The 21,903-nt window shown below is 41.7% G+C and carries 11 protein-coding genes; 5 read left to right on the top strand and 6 right to left on the bottom strand.

All coding sequences use genetic code 11. The features are described 5' to 3' along the window. Positions 1 to 190: 190 nt before the first annotated feature. Together LLF92_02390 and LLF92_02385 are read left to right on the top strand one after the other, a co-directional pair. Positions 191 to 1,555: a hypothetical protein gene (locus tag LLF92_02390; GenBank protein ID MCE5339966.1), complete on the top strand. Its 1,365-nt coding sequence runs from the start codon at positions 191 to 193 to the stop codon at positions 1,553 to 1,555. Positions 1,556 to 1,572: 17 nt separating this feature from the next. Beyond that, positions 1,573 to 3,393 (top strand): glycoside hydrolase family 5 protein, encoded by a 1,821-nt coding sequence (locus tag LLF92_02385; GenBank protein ID MCE5339965.1) that lies wholly within the window; start codon positions 1,573 to 1,575, stop codon positions 3,391 to 3,393. A gap of 67 nt (positions 3,394 to 3,460) precedes the next feature. Here LLF92_02385 and LLF92_02380 read toward each other — a convergent pair whose 3' ends face one another. After that, positions 3,461 to 4,936 (bottom strand): glycosyltransferase, encoded by a 1,476-nt coding sequence (locus tag LLF92_02380; GenBank protein MCE5339964.1) that lies wholly within the window; start codon positions 4,934 to 4,936, stop codon positions 3,461 to 3,463. Between the two features lie 360 nt (positions 4,937 to 5,296). Here LLF92_02380 and LLF92_02375 point away from each other — a divergent pair, with 360 nt between their 5' ends. Further along, on the top strand, positions 5,297 to 5,932 hold the full coding sequence (locus LLF92_02375; GenBank protein MCE5339963.1) for a methyltransferase domain-containing protein: 636 nt from the start codon (positions 5,297 to 5,299) through the stop codon (positions 5,930 to 5,932). Between the two features lie 48 nt (positions 5,933 to 5,980). On the opposite strand, the gene LLF92_02370 is transcribed toward LLF92_02375, so the two are convergent. The 5 genes from LLF92_02370 to hisA form a co-directional block, all read right to left on the bottom strand. Next, positions 5,981 to 6,790 (bottom strand): phosphatase PAP2 family protein, encoded by an 810-nt coding sequence (locus tag LLF92_02370; GenBank protein ID MCE5339962.1) that lies wholly within the window; start codon positions 6,788 to 6,790, stop codon positions 5,981 to 5,983. 4 nt (positions 6,791 to 6,794) lie between these two features. Then, positions 6,795 to 8,339, bottom strand: coding sequence for a glutamine-hydrolyzing GMP synthase (guaA, locus tag LLF92_02365; GenBank protein MCE5339961.1), 1,545 nt, complete (start codon positions 8,337 to 8,339; stop codon positions 6,795 to 6,797). A 78-nt stretch (positions 8,340 to 8,417) separates the two neighbouring features. Next, a complete protein-coding gene (gene guaB / locus LLF92_02360; GenBank protein MCE5339960.1) occupies positions 8,418 to 9,887 on the bottom strand; it encodes an IMP dehydrogenase in 1,470 nt (489 codons plus the stop codon). A 648-nt stretch (positions 9,888 to 10,535) separates the two neighbouring features. Then, entirely contained in the window at positions 10,536 to 14,357 is a 3,822-nt protein-coding gene (locus LLF92_02355; GenBank protein ID MCE5339959.1) for an Eco57I restriction-modification methylase domain-containing protein, read from the bottom strand. Between the two features lie 605 nt (positions 14,358 to 14,962). Continuing rightward, complete coding sequence (hisA, locus tag LLF92_02350) at positions 14,963 to 15,691, bottom strand: 1-(5-phosphoribosyl)-5-[(5-phosphoribosylamino)methylideneamino]imidazole-4-carboxamide isomerase (protein MCE5339958.1); 729 nt, start codon at positions 15,689 to 15,691, stop codon at positions 14,963 to 14,965. 217 nt (positions 15,692 to 15,908) lie between these two features. Here hisA and LLF92_02345 point away from each other — a divergent pair, with 217 nt between their 5' ends. Next, positions 15,909 to 19,781 (top strand): PAS domain S-box protein, encoded by a 3,873-nt coding sequence (locus tag LLF92_02345; GenBank protein MCE5339957.1) that lies wholly within the window; start codon positions 15,909 to 15,911, stop codon positions 19,779 to 19,781. After that, on the top strand, positions 19,778 to 21,892 hold the full coding sequence (locus LLF92_02340) for a PAS domain S-box protein (GenBank protein ID MCE5339956.1): 2,115 nt from the start codon (positions 19,778 to 19,780) through the stop codon (positions 21,890 to 21,892). The genes LLF92_02345 and LLF92_02340 overlap by 4 nt, the downstream gene beginning before the upstream one ends. Positions 21,893 to 21,903: the final 11 nt, after the last annotated feature.

The raw sequence follows: 21,903 nt of genomic DNA, 5'->3' as shown, positions 1-21,903 counted from the left end.
CCCCCAATTTTCTGTAAATCGCTTCATATACCTTTATCTTACAAAAAACCGCCGGCAAAGTCAATTTTTACTTGACTGTAAAACGCATTATTCTATAATAGCAACCGGTTTTTAATAAAGCAACACAAAAATAATAAAATGATGGTTTATTGAGGTAATTGCGTTGATAATAACCAAAAAAGAAAACCGGATGAATAATATAGGGCAAAATTTCATAAAAATAATCCTTACCGCCAAAAACTCGGAATGTCTTTTGTCGGACAACGGCACAGCACAGCTAACCGAAAAAAATATCGGCGAATCGGCTGCCGATTGCATCGAACTTAATACCTCAAAAACATTTCAATTAATCGAAGGTTTCGGCGGCGCATTTACTGAAGCGGGCGCTTATGCGCTTTCGCAAATAAATTGCGAACTGCGGGAAAAAGTTATCAAAGCCTACTTCGACGACAAGGAAGGAATCGGTTACAGTCTTTGCAGAACACATATCAACAGCTGCGATTTCAGCCTCGGCAATTATTCTTTCGACGACACGCCTGACGATTATCAGCTTGAGAATTTCAGTATCGAGCACGACAAAAAACTATTGATACCATTCATAAAAGGCGCGATGCAGGTTTCCAAAAACGGTTTCAAATTATTCGCCTCGCCGTGGAGTCCGCCTGCGTGGATGAAGACAAACGGAAAAATGAACGACGGCGGAAAACTCAAACCGGAATGCAGAAACGCATGGGCACTGTACTTCGCGAGATATATCAAAGCATATATGGAAGCGGGAATTCCAATCTGGGCGGTAACAGTACAGAACGAGCCGGATGCGCATCAGCGATGGGATTCGTGTTTGTATTCCAACAGCGAAGAACGAGATTTTCTGAAATTTTATCTTGGGCCTGCGCTCACAGAGCAGGGATTGCCGCATATTAAGATTATCGTCTGGGATCATAATAAGGATATACTCGTTGACAGGATTTCGACAATTCTGTCCGACCCGCAGGCGGCTAAATTCGTTTGGGGCGTCGGATTTCACTGGTACGCGGGCACATTTTTTGAAAATCTGGCGAAAGTACATCAGTTCTTTCCGGACAAGCATCTTCTTGCTACCGAAGGCTGCCGTGAAGGCGGCATCAAGCCCGGCGAATGGAAAAGCGGAGAAGTTTACGGCCATTCTATTATCGGCGATTTAAATAACTGGTCTGTCGGCTGGGTCGACTGGAATATGGTGCTCGACGAAACGGGTGGGCCTAACCATGCAAACAATTTATGCGATGCGCCTGTTATCGCCGACAAAACCACAAACCAAATACGCTTTAACAGTTCGTATTACTATCTCGGCCATTTCAGCAAATTTATTCGGCCGGGCGCTGTGAGGATTCAATGCGATACAAAGAGCGGCAAACTCGAAGCGACGGCCATTCAAAATCAAAACGGAATTATCGCGGCAGTAGTTATGAACAGGTCGGAAGGAAAAATAGATTTCTGTCTGAAAATTAAAAATCTGTCCGCAAAATTGGTCAGTCCGCCACATTCAATTCAAACGCTTTTGATTAATCAATAGCAAAATCAGGAGGAACAATGAAAAGTAAAATCAAGTACATAACTATCGTACTATTTTTTGCTTCGTTATCATTCGCAGGTCTGCCCGCTCTCAAAGCAAAGGGCACATCAATCACCGACGGCAATAACACCGTAATTCTCAAAGGCACAAATCTTGGCAACTGGCTGATGATGGAAACGTGGATGATGCACCTCTACGACGATAAAATTCACGACCAGTATATGTTCGAGCTGACCTTGCAGCAGCGATTCGGCGAACAGGAGAAAAATCGCCTGATGGATTTGTTCAGAGCGAACTGGATTAACACTCGTGATTTCGAAACAATCAAGTCTTTCAATATGAATTGCGCTCGACTGCCGTTTTATTATCAGCTCCTGGAAGACGATAATAATCCAATGCAGCTAAAAACCGACGCGTTCAAATGGCTCGATTACGCCATCGACTCAGCACAAAAGCATGGAATTTATACAATACTCTGTCTGCACGGAGCGGCAGGATGTCAAAGCAATATGGGACACTGCGGCAGAGATAATTATAACAAATTCTGGTCTGACCCAAATTATTTAAAAAGAACCTGTTGGCTTTGGCAACAGATTGCGCAAAGATATAAAAATCGCGGCTGCGTTGCGGGCTACGATTTGCTGAACGAACCATGGGGAGCGCCGATGCAGAAACAAATCGAGGCGTTCGAAGCGATTTACAAAGCGATACGAAGCATTGACAGCGAACATATAATTTTCATACAGGGACACGAATCCTTAAAAGAGCTCGGAAGTCCGCGGGAACACGGCTGGGAAAATGTCGCGTATTCGCTGCATCGGTATCCGGGAATATTTGACGGCGGACCGCCGACACGCGACAATCAGACGAGATTTCTAAAATCATCTCTTGCGGAAATAAACAATGAAGCAAAAGATTTGAATGTTCCGTTTTTTATGGGCGAGTTTAATGTTGTTTACACCGGAGCGGGCGGAGCGGAAATGATGCGCAGGCATTATGACACATACGCACAATACAACTGGGCCGCGACGATGTGGGCATATAAAATAATCACAGTTCCCGACGAAAAACGCAGAGGCTATTGGGAAATGGTAACAAATAAACTACCGCAGCCATGGATAGACTTCAGAACGGCAGACATAAACGAAATCGAAAAATATTTTGAATTTTTCTCTTCTGATTATGCCTACTATGAGGATTTAGAAAAATATCTCACGCAAAAAGAACCCCTGCCGCCTTTGGCAGACCCGCCTCCGCCTGCAAAACCAATCACATCGGCGTCATTTGCTGATAAACTCATCGGCTGGGACGCAATCGATATTAAAACTTCAATCGCAGGCGGACAGAAAGTTTATTCAGATAAAAAAATCGACCTCTACGGCTGCGGAGCGGATATTTATCTGGCCAACGACCAATGTCGATTCGTGTACAAAAAAATGACTGGCGATTGCGAATTTTCCGCGACTATTGACGAACTTACATTCACGCACATGTTCGCAAAGGCCGGCATTATGATTCGCGACGACTTAACTGACGATTCTGTCTTCTCATTGCTCGCGGCAAGGCCTGCCGGCGAGCTGGAATTTATCAGCAGATTCAACAAAGGCGAATATGTCAAAACACACGGCCATCTGGGACATGATTTTCCGGGCATCAACTTAAAACTCGTGCGCAAAGGAAATGTCATAGAGTCCTATCACTGCAAAGGCAATGAACCGTGGGAAAAATTTATGACTGTTGAATTGCCGCAACTTGGGCAAACTGTTTATGTGGGAATATTCTGTTTGAGCCATGATAATTCACAATTAGCAAAAGCTGCGTTCGACAATATTAAATAAAAAACCCCGCCTTAAAGACGGGGTTTAAATAACAAATTGGATCCCCGCATTCGCGAGGATGACATTTTTAAGCGGCTTTTAGGCCGAGGAAAATTGAAATTCTTGTGATAATGTCCTGACGAGTTTGCGGCAGTTCTCTTGTAAGCCATTTGCCGTTGCCCATCGTAATTATCGACCACGGCGTAATCCACCATAACGCGACGAGCCAAAACAGACCGTAAGCATACGCCCAAAGGGCATCTGAATTTCTGTGGCGAATCGAATAGAAAATAACCGGAACCGTCGAAGCTAAAACCGTGCCCAGCGCGACCTGCGAAATGTAAATCTGCGGGTTCATAAACATCGCACACATAACAGCGCCGATAATCGCCTGCGGAATTATCATAACCAGTATTGACATTATAAAATTAATGATTGCACCATAACGCGAACCTTTGCGGAACTTTTTGAAAATAAATTCACCCATAACAAAAGTTTCACGAACATTACTGCGAGCCCAGCGAAGGAACATTTTGCATAGCTGCTTGTAATCTGTCGGAGCAATCGTGTAAACCATCGAATTGGACTGGTATCTTACATCGTAACCATTCTTCAACACCAAGTTGGTAATCGCGCGGTCTTCGCCAATCGTCGCTGGTTTGCCTAAGAATGTCTGATCACGCCAGGTGTTCAAATCTTTTATAATCGCCTTCTTGCGATATGCGCTCAAAGCGCCGGGCGTACAGAAAACAGAATTTACCATACTCTGGCTTGCGCGGATGAAATCAAAACTGTACGCAAATGAAACTTCGAGCATTTTCGGAATAATGCCGTCTCTGCGGTTTAAAACGCGGACATTGCCGGCAACCGCGCCAACCTGCGGGTCGGCAAACGGACTGACCAGACGACGAAGAGTCTGATGCTCAATAATCGAATCGCTGTCGATTGTTATAATAACCGAACCCTTGCCTGCGCGAACGCCTTCATAAATAGCGTGGCGCTTGCCGCGGTTCTGCGGGAAATTTATCAGTTCAATTCTGCCGTCCGACGTATCGACAGCTATCTGCATCCACTGGAGCGTGTCGTCTTTGCTGCCGTCGTTAACCGCAATAATCTGCATCTTGTCGGCTGGATAATCGCTTTTCAAAACGCTGCGGAGAGTTTTTAAAACACATTTGCCTTCATTGTACGCCGGAACAATTACCGTAATTTTCGGCAGCTTGGCATCGCTAAGTGTCGGAGCGGGTCTGTAACGAAGTACAAGAACCAAACGCCAGATAAAAACAGAAACGCTGACGTACATCAACATTCGTATCGCATTCAGATACATCGCGCCTGAATGTGTGTTTCGCATATCATCGACAAAAGATTTGAATTCCTCCATAGTGAGTATGCCGCTGTAAACAATCGCGGCAACAATCAGCAGAATACAAAACTTCGAGCCTGAATCAACTGACAAAGGCATTCGATAGTCCGCATACGCGCCGCCAAAACGCGGGGAATATACCGCAGCAGAAGATGGAGCTGTAATGTAACTATACAATCTTTTCCCAAAGTTAAACATAATGAAATTCTTTCTCGGCTTGGTTTAACATCCCTGCCGTGATGAACCGTTAGGGCTAACGGTTTGCAAAAGGAAATGTATACTCTTACTTATAAAGTATAACAAAGAGTTCATTATATCAAAGCCAGCCCAATCGAGTCAAAATAAATCCGGAAAGAAAGTCCGATATATAGAAAGATTAAAACATTAAAAGGCCTGTATTTACTTAATATTTCCACAAATAACTCTTTTTAATGTTGCAACAGGCGTTATTTTAGGACGTATTAGTATTGTCGAGAAAGCCTAAATAGACCGTGCAAAATGAAATTGTTTTGATAAAATATAACAGAACAATAGAGATTTTTACTATCAGCTAAGAATATGAGATTTATAAAATTTGTAAAAGAGTTTATAAAACACCCTAAACAGGTAGGGGCAGTTGCTGAAAGCTCGGGCTTTCTGGCACGCACAATGGCAGAACAAATCGGCAGCGCTACCAACGTTGTCGAATTCGGGCCGGGGACAGGGTCTGTGACTAAAGAAATACTGCGGCAGCTTCCAAAACATGGCAAGCTGACCTGTCTTGAAATCAATCCGAAATTCTGCGAAGATTTAAAAAAAATAAACGACCACAGACTGCAAATCGTCAATGATGATGTGCGGAATTACAGCAGAACTATGGAAAATTACGATTGCGTACTGTCGAGTCTGCCGCTGGGAATTTTTGACAAAACACAAAGAGATAAAATCATCGCGATATCAGGCAGAGCGAAAAAATATGTTCAGTTTCAGTATACACCTTTTCTGAAACCAAAACTGAAAAAATATTTTCATGATGTTGAAATAAAATTCGTGCCGTTCAATTTGCCGCCGGCGTTTGTGTATGTTTCAAAAAATCCAAAAGACAAAACACAAAATAAAAAGATGACAAAAAAGACCAACCGGCCGTTTGCTGTAAAAGTCGCAATGCAAATAGGTGTGGTTCTTGCCAACCTCTGGACGTCAAGTTTGAAATAAACAACAGAGATTGCTTCGTCTCCGTGTCGGAGACGGCTAAACAAACAACTAAAAGCGTTTTTCAAAAGCAACACCGGCTACGGGACTATCGTGAAGGTGTGTAGTCATCGGCTGGATTTTAAAATCGCCAATCGCCAATTCCTTGTTCTTGCCTGCAACGGCGTGCCCAACAACATACCCCAAAACACCACCGAATAAAACATCGCTTGCCCAGTGGTCGCCGGATTCCATCATTCTGTAACCGACAAAGCCAGCGCCCATATACGCGGGAATACCGATTTTAGGGCCGTAAAACTCATCCAACACCGCAGCTACCGTAAACGAACTTGACGTGTGGCCGCTGGGCCATGCCCACGATTTGTCGTTTGGAGTGTGGTCGCGAACCGAGGCCTTGAGCGCAAGAGTCGTTGCACCGGTAACACTTAATGCACGCAGCATTATCCAGCTTCGCTGGAGATTCACATCATCCTTTTTATTAGCCGCCATCAAATACCATATACCCGTCGCGGCAAAGTGAGTACCCGGACTGCCGGCAATGTCCGTAAAATTATCCAAAGTTTTGGACATCCTGCCGTTTTCTTCAAAATGGTCTGCGGCGCGGTCGTCTATTCCCGTTTCACGAAACGCGATACTTCCGCCGCCGGCAAGGAGCAACAGCATAAGATTATTTTTATCAAGGAAAGTTTTCTTCGCATCGTCCCAACAAACGCCGACATACGCCTTGGCATCCTGCTTGATAAGGCCGGTGGCAAGAGGCGTTTTGTTGACGTCGTTGACGTCAATCGAAAAGACAGGTAAAGCAAAAACACAAATTAAAAACAAAAATCCAAAAGCTGAAATTCTGCATTTGAAATCCATTTTTTTATTCCCATTCAATTGTGGCCGGAGGTTTAGAACTTATGTCATACACGACACGGTTTATACCTCGCACTTCATTTATAATTCTGCTCGAAATAAGGCCGAGTACATCATATGGTATTCTCGAAAAATCAGCGGTCATAAAGTCTGTTGTATCGACCGAACGAATAGCAATAACATTATCGTAACTCCGCTCATCGCCCATAACGCCAACAGTTGCAACAGGAACCAGAACGGCAAGAGTCTGTGAAACCTTTCTATATAAATCCGCGGCTTTGATTTCGTCAATCAAAATCTCATCGGCGTCACGCAGAACACGAAGTCTGTCTTCTGTGATTTCGCCGATAATTCTCACGGCAAGGCCGGGGCCGGGGAACGGATGCCGCCAAACGATATGTTCCGGCAATCCCAAATATTCACCGACAAGTCTGACTTCATCCTTGAACAAATCACGCAGCGGCTCGACCAATTCAAAGCCAAGCTCTTTCGGCAGGCCGCCGACGTTATGGTGCAATTTTATATTCGCGGCAAGATTGCCATCCTTGCTTCCTGATTCAATCACGTCGGGATAGAGCGTGCCCTGTGCGAGAAATTTCGCATCAGAAATTTTGTTCGCTTCCGATTTGAACGCCTCAATAAATTCGTGGCCGATGATTATGCGTTTTTTCTGCGGGTCTGTTACGCCTTTGAGTTTTGTAAGAAATTGTTTGCTCCAGTCAACGACGTGCAAATCGATATGAAAATGATTTTTAAAAGTATCTTCAACCTGCTGACGTTCGTTTTTGCGAAGCAGACCATTATCCACAAATATACATTTGAGCCTGTCGCCGATTGCCTTGTGAACAATCGCAGCGGTAACAGCAGAATCAACGCCGCCGGAAAGGCCGCAGATTACTGTGCCGGTTTTGGCCTGCTGACGAATTTTCTCAACCATCTGCTCGGTGAAATCCTTCATCTGCCAATCGCCGGTGCATTTGCAAACTCCGTAGAGGAAGTTTTTCATTATCGTATTGCCCTGCGGCGTGTGGCTTACTTCGGGATGGAACTGCAGGCCGTAGAACTTTTTGCCTTTGTTCCTTACCGCGGCATACGGACAGGTATTTGTTTTCGCAAGTATTTCAAAATCCCCGCTCAAACTTTCAGCCTGGTCGCCGTGACTCATCCAAACAGTAGTGCTTTCGCTTATGCCGGAGAACAAATCATTATTGTCTGTTATAGCGATTTGTGCCCTGCCGTATTCTCTGCGGTCGGCTTTGTGAATTTTCGAGCCGAGGGTTTTACAGCCCCACTGCATTCCATAACATATCCCTAAAATCGGGACGCCAAGCTCGAAAATTTTCGCGTCGGTTGTTGGCGCATTCGGTGCATAAACACTTGCCGGGCCGCCAGAGAGAATTATGCCTTTAAGGTTCTCGATTTTCTTAAGCTCGTCAATTTTTACAGACGGCTGTTTGATTACAGAATATACATTATGTTCGCGAACTCGACGTGCAATGAGCTGACCATATTGGCTGCCGAAGTCAATTATAACTATAGTTTCATTTGACATAGATAATTAGAACCACGAATTAACACGAATATACACTAATTTTACCTAATATTTTTTGAACCGCTTCGCGGGACTTTTTTAGTTTTCAATCATATCACGCATAGAATAGTTAGGCGCTTCTTTTGTAATCAGAATGTCGTGCGGATGCGATTCGCTCATGGCCGATGCGCTGACTCTGACAAACTTCGCGTTCTTCCGCAACTGCTCAATCGTCGGAGCTCCGCAATAACCCATTCCCGCTCTCAAACCGCCAACCAACTGATAAACAAAATCACTCAACATTCCGCGATAAGGCACCCTGCCCTCAACGCCTTCCGGCACAAGTTTTTCCTTTTGCGTAACGCCCTTTTGGCCGTATCTGTCGGCAGAACCCTTGACCATCGCACCAAGCGAACCCATTCCGCGATACTCCTTGAACTGTCTGCCTTTGTAAATGACAAGCGTACCCGGACTTTCAGCAAGGCCTGCCAAAAGCGAACCAAGCATAACACTCGAAGCACCGGCGGCAATCGCCTTTGAAATATCGCCGGAAAATCTTATGCCGCCATCGGCTATAATCGGGATTCCGTGCTTGTCGCCGACTTCGGCACAATTCATAATCGCTGAAATCTGCGGCACACCAACGCCGCTGACGATTCGCGTAGTGCAAATCGCACCGGGACCAATGCCGACCTTGATAGCATTAACGCCTGCATCTATTAATTCTCTTGCGGCATCAGCGGTGGCAATGTTGCCTGCGATAACATCTATATTATGGTTTTTCTTAATTTCTTTTACGGTATCGATAACATTTTGCGAATGGCCGTGAGCGGTATCGACGACAATTACGTCAACTTCCGCGCTAATGAGCGCTTCGATTCTTTCAAAATCCTTAACGCCGACTGCGGCACCAACTCTTAATCTGCCTCGGCTGTCTCTGACGGCATTAGGATATTTCTGATAACGGTCGATATCACGCATTGTAATCAGGCCGGCAAGTTCGCCCCTGTCATTGACAAGCAACAGCTTTTCAACCTTATGCTTTTGCAGAATATCTTTTGCCTGTTCGAGTGTTGTATCGGCGGGAGCCTTAACAACATCTTTTGTCATTACATCGTTAATCGTAACACTGTCGTCACGCAGGAATTTCAAATCACGGTGCGTCAGAATGCCGACGAGTTTTTTGCCGTCAATAATCGGAATACCAGAGACATTCTGCTCGGTCATAACCTCGCGAGCCTGTCGGACGGTCTGCTCCGAACTTAAAATAACAGGGTCGAGCACAACGCCGTTTTCGCTTCTCTTGACTTTTATCACTTCCCTGCACTGGGCTTCGACGTTCAGATTCTTGTGGATAATTCCGATTCCGCCCTCCTGTGCCAGCGCGATTGCCAGCGCAGATTCAGTAACGGTGTCCATCGCGGCGGAAACTATCGGGATGTTAATGTTTATATTGTTTGTAAGTCTTGTGGACGTATCGGCTTGTGAAGGCACGAAATCGCTCTTGGCTGGGATGAGCAAACAGTCATCAAAAGTTATACCTTCTGAAACAAATTTATCTTTGTGCATTTCGAGCGCTCCATTTGAAAGAACTGAATAACTTGTAACACTTTAGCCGATTGCGGAAAAATGGGGACTGGCTCAATTAGACGCGGTTTTTAGCGGCTAATTGTGCCTGTCCCTTTTTTTCTGCATACCAACACAACAAAAAGATCACTCGGCTAAAGTGTTACAATAGCTTTAAGTCTGTTAATATAATGACTTTAGGCGGACAGGTCAAAGGTTTTTTAGAGGCCTTTTCGCATTAGCCCTGCCATCATTACAATCCCCTTGCGGGACTATGGCAGGGTTCGTCTCGTCCAAACCGTCCTACCTGTCCTCGGAGTGAAGCGTTGGAACGAAGTGGAAACCCTCGAATCCTTAGGATTTTTGCACATCGAAAGCAAAAATCAGAGAGGGCAGATCCCCAAGCGAAGCGGGGTTAGCGCCGGGTTAATAGTAGTTGTCAGCGATTGGTATTCGTCATGGTTTCTCAAATTTTAAATCTCAAACTTGTCCTCACGAAGGTGGGGATCTGAAATTCGTTCTTTTGCCCAATCGTTAGGGGCGTTTTTTATCCAGTCCAGACCTGACGCCCGGAACGCTTTCATAATCTATATGCACTAAATTTTCGTTTTTTAGTGCATATTTTGTAAATATGCACTGAAACAGGGCATATTACTTTTCACTTTTAACTATTTTTATCTCGTCGTCCGTCAAGCCGTACAATTTATAGACCATCTCATCAATTTGCTTCTCAAGCCCACTCGTATTCGCTTTAGGGTCTTTATTTTTCATCGCCAATATCTCATCTACCAATGCTATAAACGGCTCCTGTTCGTTTCCTGAAATTTTCATTAAAGGTATCTGGGTCAATGGTTCAGCATCCACCTGGAAATTATTTCCTTGTTTCTTGCCTTTATGGTCTAACCAGAATTTTATCAATTTGCTATTCAATAGTGCTGTTAAATATTTCATGTTCACTTTATCTGTTTTAATAGAATAAAATGCTGCCGATACATAACAGGGAAAATCCGTATAAGTAAAAACGGGTTCATGGGGGCTTTTTCGCACGGCTATTATTTTTTCACCATTGAAAAACTCTTCATCCCTTGCGCGATGCAGACCATAAGGTTTATTGTCAGAAGTTATCACACTCATAAATTTGTCTAAATGGTTCTGTATGTTGGGATAAGGCTTTATGTTCTTAATATTTTTGAACTCTGAAGTGGTATATATTATCCATTCCTCGTTTTCTCGATTCGCCCAATACTTATGCAGTTGTTTGCTGGTATAGTAAGGGCGAATCAAATCTTCTTGTTCTTTTTTTATAAGTCCTAAAGATTTTAACTCTTCAATTTTTAGTGCAAAGATTCCCTGTCCAATTTTAGTACCTTTGCCTAAATTATTCAGCATTTTTTTGGTTACTTTATCATGATGCGAATGTATCCCATTTATGAGTTCTTTTTTGCTTAATATATAATTGGAATTGGCTTTTATTTTTTTTAATATGTTGTCATCTTTCTTTTCAGAAAAAGTAAAAGTTTGTTCTATCATGTCATCCCGATTGAACAATGGCGAGACTAACATAATATTTGGATTATTTTTGTTTTTGTTTAAAATATCCGTTGGTTTAAAGTTATCGCTTGTTTCAATGATTTTTCTATAATCAAAATTGTACTTGTCTGCGGTTTTATCTTTTTTAAGCAGCAATATCATCGTCTGAATGGAAGCCTCGTCAAATACCATAAAATCGTTAAAATCTATTAACTGTATAATTTTGCTGTCTCGAACAATTTTATTTCTTAATTTTTTAGCGCCATAGTTGGTAGTCCAATTGTTTGTTGCTATGAAACAAATATAGGCATTATCTTTTAGCAAGTCCAGACCAAGTCCGCAGAACAAATACCAAATATCCATTTTGCCCTTATAAACTTCTAAATCTCTTAGTCCGTCAAAAATAGTCTTGTCATCATTTTCCTTTATGTATGGCGGATTTCCTATGATAATATCAAAACCTGTAAAATTTGAGGTCTTTTCGTCTAAAAGTTCGGGAAATTCATATCTCCATTCTAAAGCGTTTTCATTTTCTTTTTCGATTATGTTTTTTTCTATTTCCCCCTTTAACTTGTCAATCTGTACTTTTTTTAAAGCCAGCTTCTTGGCCTTTTCTTTTTTTTCATCTTCCGTTTCACTGAAAAATTGAGGAGCGACTAATATGCTATATTCTTTTTCTAATTTTTTAAGCATTTTCGTGTTAGCGCTTGCATAAAGGGCGCGTGCACGAAATTTCTCTTTAGTATTGTTGATAAACGCCCGCATTTTATCTCTTGTGCTTTTATCTTCCGCATGTTTATAAAGTACCACGCTGTCTTTATACCGTTGTAAATTTACATCCCCGTCAAAAATTGTTCTTATATCACTATTGATTGGCAGAAAACTTACTAAAGAGTTTCCGCATTTGATATTTATGTCAATATTGGGAAGAGTTTCAAGTTCACCGTCCTCTTTATAATATGCGTTTTTCAATAGCTCAATCCATAAACGCAGCCGGCAGATTTTCACTGAATTAGGATTGATATCTACACCAAAAAGGCAATTTTCAATGATAGTCTGTTTTTCCTGAAAAAGAGTTTTCTGAATCGTTTGAGTTTCCCTGTTTTCAGGGTCATATTTGAAAAATTCATTATGACGATCAAGTATTAACAATTCATCGTTTTCAACGTCAACCAGATAATCCCGAATTGGTTTGCCATTTTTGTCGCAAAGGATTCCTAAATCTGATTTCACTGCGATAATCTCATTAAGAGCAGAAACAAGAAAATGCCCGCTGCCGACCGCAGGGTCGCAAATTTTCAACGAATTGATAATCCCATTATATTTGTCGATGTCCGTTTGCTTATAGGCACGACTTGTATAATTTATTAAATCGCCAAACTCATCGCTCTTAAAATCGGTCTGTTCCTTAAATTTCTGCACAACAGCTCTGCGTATCACTTCCCTGCACATATACATTGTGATAAAGCCCGGCGTAAAAAACGAACCGTCCTTGTAACCGTTTATTTTTTCGAATATCAAACCCAGTACAGAAGCGGTAATAAGAGCCTTATTTTCCTCTACTACCTCTTCCCGTCCTTCGGATGAAAAATCGTATGCGTCTAAAAACTTAAAAAGGTACTCCAGAGTTGTAAGTTTTTGGACGCCGCCGTTTACAACGGATTTTTTATACAAAGTAATATTTGTATTATCCGGAAGATTGCTGATTACAACTGTCTGAAGTTCTAACTCTGTTGGCTCAAACAGCGAACTGTTCAAATATGGTACTTTCGGGAATTTCTCGTGAATTACTTTTCGCCTGTTTTTAACTTCAACAGCTAACACCTGAAAAAACAAATCATTCAAATCATCATAACCTTTTACTTTTTCTTTATTAAGAAAAAGATACTCTTTGTTATTTTGATGATAGCTGACAATTTGCGATTCCAACAGTTTCAGGAATAGTATTCGGTTTATCCATGTAATTGCAAGTTCTAAAGCTATGTTAAAAAGCCTGTCTTCTGTATTTTTCCCATACTGTTCGGGATTTTTAATTTGTGTAAGTTTATCTAAAGAAGAAATTTGCGTAATAGCTGCTTCGATGAGTGAGTCTTCATCGCGATTTCTTTCTGATTGTCGTTTAATTAATTTTTTGCCGCCTTCCGGATATTCCTCCAGACCGATTATATGCAGCAGTTCACTATAAAATTTCTCATTTAGAGTATTGCTGTCATTTATAAATCGTTCTGTGAGTAAATGTGTTGATGATAAAATCTTTTGGAGTTCGATTAATTTTTTATCTCCGCTTTCTGTTTGCTCTTTAATATGTTTTTTGTACTCTCGAATATCAAATGCAACAAATTCGATTTTGCCATTCATTTCTTTTAATACAGGGCTGATAATTTCCTTGTAGAACGATTCCGTTTTAACAAAAGTCAAGCGGCCTTCATCAAAATCCTTAAAGTGTTTTTTAAGCTTCGTATCGTCTGCTAATTTGTCAATTTTTTTTGCATCGAATATAAACCATTCATACAGGTTGGTAATGATGAGATGTTTGATGTCGTGATTTTTATGTGTAATTCGTTCCCTTAAAAAATAAAACAACAACTCCTGTGTGGCTTTTGCATTGAGATTATCTGTTGTTGGCATTTCATTTTTATTGCTGGGAGCTTTTACCTCTATGATAATTCCGACATCTGACGTTGGTTCTTTGCCGTTATGTATGACAAGATCAATTCTTTCTTTTGTGTTGATAGAACAATTTGAAAAAGCTGTATCTTTCAGGAAATCTTTAAGTAGGTTCTTGTGATATTCTTCTGATTCTTTTGGAGTTACTCCGTTAAGAAGCTTTGTGAGATTGGATTTTAGCGTATCAATTTCTGCTCTGGTTGGTCTTAATTTTCTAAAAGCCTTGTTAAGAGCTTGTTTAATATTTATTTGTCCTGTCTCTGAAGTTTTTGCCATTTAAAATTATTCCTCACTTGAAAGAATTAAAAAACTGATTTTATCACCATTTCTCAACAATTCAACTCCATAAAAATTCTTCGCCGCAGAGCCTGCCCAGAGCGAAGCCGAATGGGCGATTCTACTTTCACCTCTCAATTTTCGACTTTCTATTTTTATCTTTTTCCTTGAAAAAAAGATAAAAATATGATATAATACCCCACATAAATTGGTGGTAGAGACGCATTTCAATCCTCGCAGAGGACGGCTGTGCGTCTGTTAGTTCACGAGATACGAAATACGCTTCACTAAATACGAGTTTAAACATCCTTAATTTTTCTGACGATTTCAAACGATTTTACTACCATTCCAAATGATTTTACTTGAATTCAGTGCGATTTAGTTACGTTTTAGTGTCAAAAAATGTCGAAAAGTGTCGTTTTCGGGGGTAAATGAACTGAAAAATTGAGGTTTTTGATTGAAAAGTTAATACTTTGAAGCACTTTTGAGGTGTTTTTTACAGTTTTTGATGCTTTTTGAGCATTTTGATAGCGTTTTTTGAGCTGAAAAACGTGTCCACAATTCACAACAATAAACGGTGCCAGGAGTCATTTTTTATATAAAGGTCAATTAAGTTTTTTACACAACTCAATGGCCTGTGGCAGGTCGATTGTGTTCTCGTAAAGCGCCCTGCCGACAATCGCGGCTGCGATAACTTTTGTTTCCGCAAGTTTTTGAATATCTTCAATCGTCGTAATGCCGCCGGCGGCAATAATCGGCAGCTTTATCGTCTCTGCCAGATGTTTCGTTCTCTCAATATTCGGGCCGGACAACATCCCATCCTTATTAATGTCCGTGAAAATTATGGCATCAAGCGGCAGCAAAGCAGCCTTTTGTGCAATATCAATAAGCTCATACGAAGTATCCGTCTTCCAGCCGTCAGTCGCGATTTTTGTGCCGCGAGCGTCAAGACTCAAAACGATTTTGCCGGGATGCTCATTGACCACCGTACTAAACCAGTCAAAATCGTGAACCGCTTTTGTGCCGAGGATTACACGTGTTATGCCCATTTCGAGCAAATCAATAACGCTTTGTCTTTCACGAATACCGCCGCCAACCTGAATTTTTAAATCTTTCATATTTGCGGCTATGTCGCGTATGGCGTCAATATTTACACATCTGCCGACTTTTGCGCCATCTAAATCTATAATATGAAGCCATTCAGCACCGGCGTTTTTAAACTCAACGGCTTTTTTTGTGGGGTCGTCCTCGTAGTTAATATATCTGTTATATTCGCCCTGAACGAGTCTAACGCATTTACCGCCAAGAATGTCGATTGCTGGTATTATTTCCATTTTAAATCCCTTTATTGTGTATTCCACTAATTTTTCTGGATTTTAGACCAACATCCCCCCTCTTGCAAGAATTTATTTAAGACCGATAACTATTTTATAACCAATCCAAACCCTTGTTATTATACAACAAAACGCCAATAAGAATTCATTATTAACACCTTCAAAGCACAAGTCGATAACCTAAGTGATGTTATTCTATGGTGAAGTTGTAAAAGCTATGAAAAAAATAAACCTTAATCTGACCCAGAAAATTATAATTGATCTGACGATAGTATCAATTCCATTATTCCTGCTTATTGGACTTGTAATACAACGGATTTTTGAGCATCAGGTCATTAGAAATGCTGAAAGTTATGTGCAGGAAATAGCTGCTGAAGAAACTCAACAGATAAACAACTATATGGCGACAAGGAAACTAATAGGTAAAAAATCGGCCGAATTCATCGAAAAAAAACTGACCTATGAGCCGACAGAGAATGACCTGAATAACTTCGATAAACGATACCAGTATATAAATGGTGCCTTGCGAACCAATTTGAAAGCGTTCGATAATAATGACATATCCGCTATATTCCTCTCGAATCTTACGCCTTTGGATAATGAGATAGAAAAAATAATTATCGCCACCGAAGGCTGTTTTGATGATTATGCCAAAGGTGTCAAGGGTACGGTATTCAATATGTATTTGATTACCAAACAGCAATTGATTCGCATTTATGAAAAAAACTGGTCTCTTGAAATTGAGCCGAATCATGATTTCCGAAAGGATGAATTTTATTATATAGGCGATCCCCAACACAACCCAGAAAGACAATCTCGCTGGACACAGGTTTATTATGATTCAATCTGGAAACACTGGATGACCAGCCTTATAACCCCGGTATATCTCAAAGATGAATTTCTGGGCATTATAGGTCACGATATGATTTTAGATAATTTATACGCAGATGTAGTCAGCAAAAAACACTTTGATACCGGATACAGTTTTATATTCGATTCCAATAAAAATATAATTGTCCATCCATGTTATATGGATAAACTTTTTTCACAAACGAAAATGAACACTCTGCTTCACTGTGATATTACAGACAAAAAAACTGCCGAGGCAGTATCGGTAGCATTACAACAAAGTACGTCGCAGGGACAAACAAAATTAATCTGCCTGAAAGCAGATGGTCACACGAATTATTTTTTGGCCAGAAAACTGGATTTTCTTAACTGGTATTATGGTATAATGTTGCCAAAAGATGAGATGTTTAAGCTGCTTCCTGAATTTCGTAAAAGATTTATCTATACGGCGATACTGTTCAGTGCTGCAATTTATTTAACTATGGTTATTCTTATATGGCGATATGTGTTGCAGCCTGTGATAAAAATATCGAAGGCTACTGAGAAAATCGGACAGGGAAATATAACATATAAAATTCCTTGTAAATCCGGCGATGAATTGGGACGGCTTGCGGCAGCTTTCAACAAAATGACAACTGATTTACAGCAAAGAACAACTTCCATCGAGAATCTGAACAGTGAGATTGCAGAGCGTAAAAATGCAGAAGAAGCTCTTGGACAAAGCGAGGAAAAATACAGACTTCAGTTTGAAGAAGCGTTGGATGCTATTTTTCTGGCTGATGCCGAGACAGGCATATTAATTGACTGTAATAATGCCGCAGCAAAACTGGTGGGCAGAGAAAAATCAGAACTTGTTGGCCAGGACCAGCAAATTCTGCATCCTTCCTCGAAAATCAGGGACGATTCAGATAATACCTTTGAACAACATTTACGTGATAAGATCGGACAAGTTCTGGAAACTAAGGTTATCACCAAAAGTGGAGTAATAAAAAATGTCGCCATAAAAGCAAACCTGCTTCAGATTGGAGACAAAAAAATACTGCAGGGTATATTTCGGGATATAACCGAAAGCAAAAAGGCCGAAGAGGCGCTGCGCCGCTCGGAAACAAAGTTCCACACGCTCTACGATACAACCAGCGATGCGGTGATGATGATGGCTGATGGGAAATTTTTTGATTGTAACAAGGCGACCCTGGAGATTTACGGCTGTGCTGACATGAAGGAGTTCTGCTCGAAACATCCGGCTGATTTGTCACCACCTAAGCAACCTTGTGGCGAAGATTCCCTGACACTGGCCAACAAGCAGATTGCCATAGCAATGGAAAAGGGCACTAACCGTTTCGAGTGGGTGCACAAACGAGCCGATACCGGCAAAGAATTTATCGCCGATGTGCTGATTAATGCAATGGAATTGGACGGCAAAATAGTTGTTCATACGGTTGTTCGCGACATCACAGAACGCAAACGGGCGGAAGAAGAGATAAGCTTAATCAAAACAAAACTAGAATTATCGCTGCAGTCATCCCAAATGGGGATGTGGCAATATAATATCGTAGAAAACAAACGCAGCTTTGACAATCAGGCATGTTCTCTTCTGGGGATCAATCCAGCGATATTTGGCGGGGCAGCAGAGGAGTTCTTTGCTACGGTTCATCCCGAAGACCGCGAAAAAATCAAAGCGGCTTTGAAACAAACAATTGAACTGAACACTCTCTACGAGCCTGAATACCGCGTTGTTTGGCCAGACGGCAGTATTCATCATATCTCTGCTCGAGGCAAGTTGCTATGTGATAATAATGGTAATCCTCAAGCGATAAATGGTATCATCTGTGACATCACCGCCCGCAAACGAATGGAAGATGAAATGAAGAAAATGCTGCAATGGCAGCAGGGTATCAACATTCTCCAGCAGTCGCTTCTTGCGCAGGTATTGCTTGATGATAAGCTCAAAACTATAACAGACAGCATTGTAAAAATTTTCGATGCCGATTTCTGTCGAATCTGGCTGATACGTCCCGGAGATAAGTGTCAGGACTGTGTCCATGGCGAAGCAAACGAAGGGACGCATGTCTGCCGCTATCGAGATAAATGTCTGCATTTGCTGGCCAGTTCCGGCCGATACACGCATATAGACGGCAAAGTTCACCGCCGCGTTCCGTTCGGCTGTTATAAAATCGGGCTTGTCGCATCGGGCGAAGAACACAAATTTCTTACAAACGACGTGCAGAACGACCCGCGAGTTCATAACAACCAATGGGCACGCGAATTGGGACTTAAGTCGTTTGCCGGATACCAGCTAAAAGTTCCCGGCGGAGAAACATTAGGAGTTTTAGCGCTGTTTGCCAAACACACTATCCTTCCTGCCGAAGACGCAATATTAGATGGACTTAGTAATGCCGCAGCTTTTGTCGTTCAGCAATCGGTTGCCGATGAGGCAATACGACAGTCGAAAGCCGAGTTGGAGCAGACCGGCGAACAATTGATACAGACCGTAGATAAACTTAGCGAAACCAACCAGGAACTGAAGAATTTTGTTTATATCGCCTCGCACGATTTGCGTGAACCTTTGAGAAAAATCGTTGCTTTTGGAGGGATGCTGCAAAAGTCTCTTGCGGGAAAACTCACCGATGACGATACTGAAAATTTGCTATATATGGTGGACGGCGCCACGCGAATGAACAAAATGATTGAAGGATTGCTTATTTATTCGAGGGTAAGTTCACAGACTCAGCCCACTCAAACCGTTGACCTGAATGAAATAGTAAAACAGCTTCAGCAGTTCGAACTTTCAGTTGTTCTGGAAGAAAAACATGTTGTTTTAGATATACCGCAGCCGCTGCCGTCGGTTGAAGTTGACCCCGTTCAAATATGCCAACTTATACAAAATCTTATCGCCAACGGTATAAAGTATCAATCCAAAGGCAGTACCCCTTATATTACCCTAACCAGCAAACCGGCAGCCGATGGTATGGTAAGGGTAGAAGTAACAGATAACGGAATAGGTATTAAGGCTGAGTATATAGGTTCTATATTCGTAATGTTCAAGCGTTTACATACAAAAAGCGAATATGAAGGTACTGGTATTGGTCTTTCTGTATGCAAGAAGATAGTGGAACGGCACGGAGGCAAAATCGGAGTCGAATCGCAGCCGGGCAAAGGCTCAATATTCTGGTTCACACTGCCGGCGGCAAATTCGACAGCAACTATAAATCAAAACATACAAACGACGGAAAAACTATGAAAATCGGACGAAAACTAATCGCCGTGGTTCTGACAGTAATGATTGTTTTCACTTCAGTCGTTTTACTTCAGAGATATCTGGAAGTAAAAAGAATGTGTACGATTTTCAACGAAAGAAAACAAACAACTATCGCGAACTTTGCACAAATTGTCGAAATGGTAAACAAGAAACTGGAAACCTACGCCATCGAAAGCACATACTGGGATGAAATGGTAAAGGCAGTTGAAAACAAAGATACTGACTGGTTTAAATCGAGCGTTGAACAAATTGTTTTGACGGCTAATAACTATAATGGCGTATGGATTTTTAACAAAGACAAAACACCTGTTTTTTCGACGGGCACAGAAGAGAAAGGCTTCATTCCGGAATTTCCTATACCCGCAGAGACGTTTGACCTTCTGCTGGACGGGAAGGTGGTATGCCACTTCTTTATAAAAACATCCAAAGGATTTATGGAAATAAACGGGGCGAAAATATACCCCGGCAGCGACCCTGCCCGACAGACAACGCCACGCGGTTACTTCTTCGCGGGTAAATTGTGGGACACGTCATACATAACAAACATAGCTAAGATGACATCGTTAAATATCTATATTTATCCTTACGATGAAAAATTGCTGGAAGACGAAAGCAACTTTCAGGAAGGTAAAATATTTTTCACTCATACTTTTTGCGGCTGGGACAAAAAACCTCTGGCAATTGTGAAAGCCTGGTCAGAATTTACACAGTTAAAGGCTATAAACAAGGCATTTACACAGGATATGTATTTATTCCTTGGCTTCGCGTCAACATTGCTGGCAATTATTTTGTATGTAATAGTCAAATGGATTAACCGCCCGTTAAAACTGATTTCCGAAACGCTGGCCAAAGACGACACTGCGTTTATCAAAAAATTGCAGGAAGAAAAATCAGAATTTGGAGATGTCGCCGGCCTGATAAGTAAATTTTTCCAGCAGCGTGATATTCTGAACGAAAACGAGCAAAAATACAAAATGATTTTCGACACCGCTAACGATTCTATACTGCTGATGCAAAAAGATAAATACATTGACTGTAATGAAAAAACGCTCGAACTCTTCGGCTGCACACGAGAACAGATTTTAAACAGCCAGCCTTACATATTCTCACCGCCAAGACAGCCGGACGGCAGAGATTCAACTGAAAAGGCACTCGAATATATAAAGGCCGCGATAGCGGGTCAGCCGCAACGATTCGAATGGCTGCACTGGCGATATGACAAATCAACCTTCGACGCGGAAGTCAGCTTAAATACGTTTACAATGGGAAGCCAGAATTATATTCAGACCATTGTAAGAGATATATCGAAACACAAAAAAGCCGAAGCCGAAATGAAACGCTTGAATTATAATCTTGAAGAGGCCAATCAGGAACTTCGAAATTTTGTATATGTCGCATCGCACGACCTTCGCGAACCATTGCGAAAAATTACAGCGTTCGGTGGTATGCTGCAAAAAAGTCTGAAAAACAAACTTTTGGAAGAAGACACTGAAAATCTTGGCTTTATGATCGAAGGCGCTCACCGTATGAATAAAATGATTGAAGGTCTGCTGGCCTATTCCAAAGTGAGTACAAAAGCACATCTGCCGCAGGACATCGACCTTAATGAAATCGTCAGCCAGCTTCGGGAATTTGAACTGTCAGTAATGATAGAAGAAATGCAGGCGGTTATTTGCGTGCCGAACCCTCTGCCGCACATTCATGTTGATGTCACACAGATACGTCAGCTTATGCAAAACCTGCTCGCCAACGGATTAAAATTTCACAAGCCCGACGCGGTGCCTCAAGTCTTCATAACAAGCAAACCAGCCGCCAACGGTATGGTAAGAATCGAAATAACAGATAACGGCATAGGTATAAAACCAGAATATCTTCAATCGATATTCACAATGTTCAAGAAACTGCACACGCCCAAAGACTATGAAGGCACCGGAATAGGTCTTACTATCTGCAAAAAAATAGTCGAACGCTTCTGCGGTAAAATCGGCGTCGAATCCATCCCCGGAATTGGTTCAACTTTCTGGTTTACTGTGCCATCGGCAGTAACTTCCGTCGCGAGTGAACACACCGCAGGCAAGGCCGATAATATCTGATGTAAATTTTA

This window comes from Planctomycetaceae bacterium, assembly GCA_021371795.1.
Taxonomy (GTDB): domain Bacteria; phylum Planctomycetota; class Phycisphaerae; order Sedimentisphaerales; family UBA12454; genus UBA12454.
This window is presented reverse-complemented; position numbering and strand designations above follow the sequence as displayed.

Excerpts from the sequence above, each read along its gene's own strand:
- LLF92_02390 (MCE5339966.1), top strand. The coding sequence starts at position 191 with ATGAATAATATAGGGCAAAATTTCATAAAAATAATCCTTACCGCCAAA.
- LLF92_02385 (MCE5339965.1), top strand. The coding sequence starts at position 1,573 with ATGAAAAGTAAAATCAAGTACATAACTATCGTACTATTTTTTGCTTCG.
- LLF92_02380 (MCE5339964.1), bottom strand. The coding sequence starts at position 4,936 with ATGTTTAACTTTGGGAAAAGATTGTATAGTTACATTACAGCTCCATCT.
- LLF92_02375 (MCE5339963.1), top strand. The coding sequence starts at position 5,297 with ATGAGATTTATAAAATTTGTAAAAGAGTTTATAAAACACCCTAAACAG.
- LLF92_02370 (MCE5339962.1), bottom strand. The coding sequence starts at position 6,790 with ATGGATTTCAAATGCAGAATTTCAGCTTTTGGATTTTTGTTTTTAATT.
- guaA (MCE5339961.1), bottom strand. The coding sequence starts at position 8,339 with ATGTCAAATGAAACTATAGTTATAATTGACTTCGGCAGCCAATATGGT.
- guaB (MCE5339960.1), bottom strand. The coding sequence starts at position 9,887 with ATGCACAAAGATAAATTTGTTTCAGAAGGTATAACTTTTGATGACTGT.
- LLF92_02355 (MCE5339959.1), bottom strand. The coding sequence starts at position 14,357 with ATGGCAAAAACTTCAGAGACAGGACAAATAAATATTAAACAAGCTCTT.
- hisA (MCE5339958.1), bottom strand. The coding sequence starts at position 15,691 with ATGGAAATAATACCAGCAATCGACATTCTTGGCGGTAAATGCGTTAGA.
- LLF92_02345 (MCE5339957.1), top strand. The coding sequence starts at position 15,909 with ATGAAAAAAATAAACCTTAATCTGACCCAGAAAATTATAATTGATCTG.
- LLF92_02340 (MCE5339956.1), top strand. The coding sequence starts at position 19,778 with ATGAAAATCGGACGAAAACTAATCGCCGTGGTTCTGACAGTAATGATT.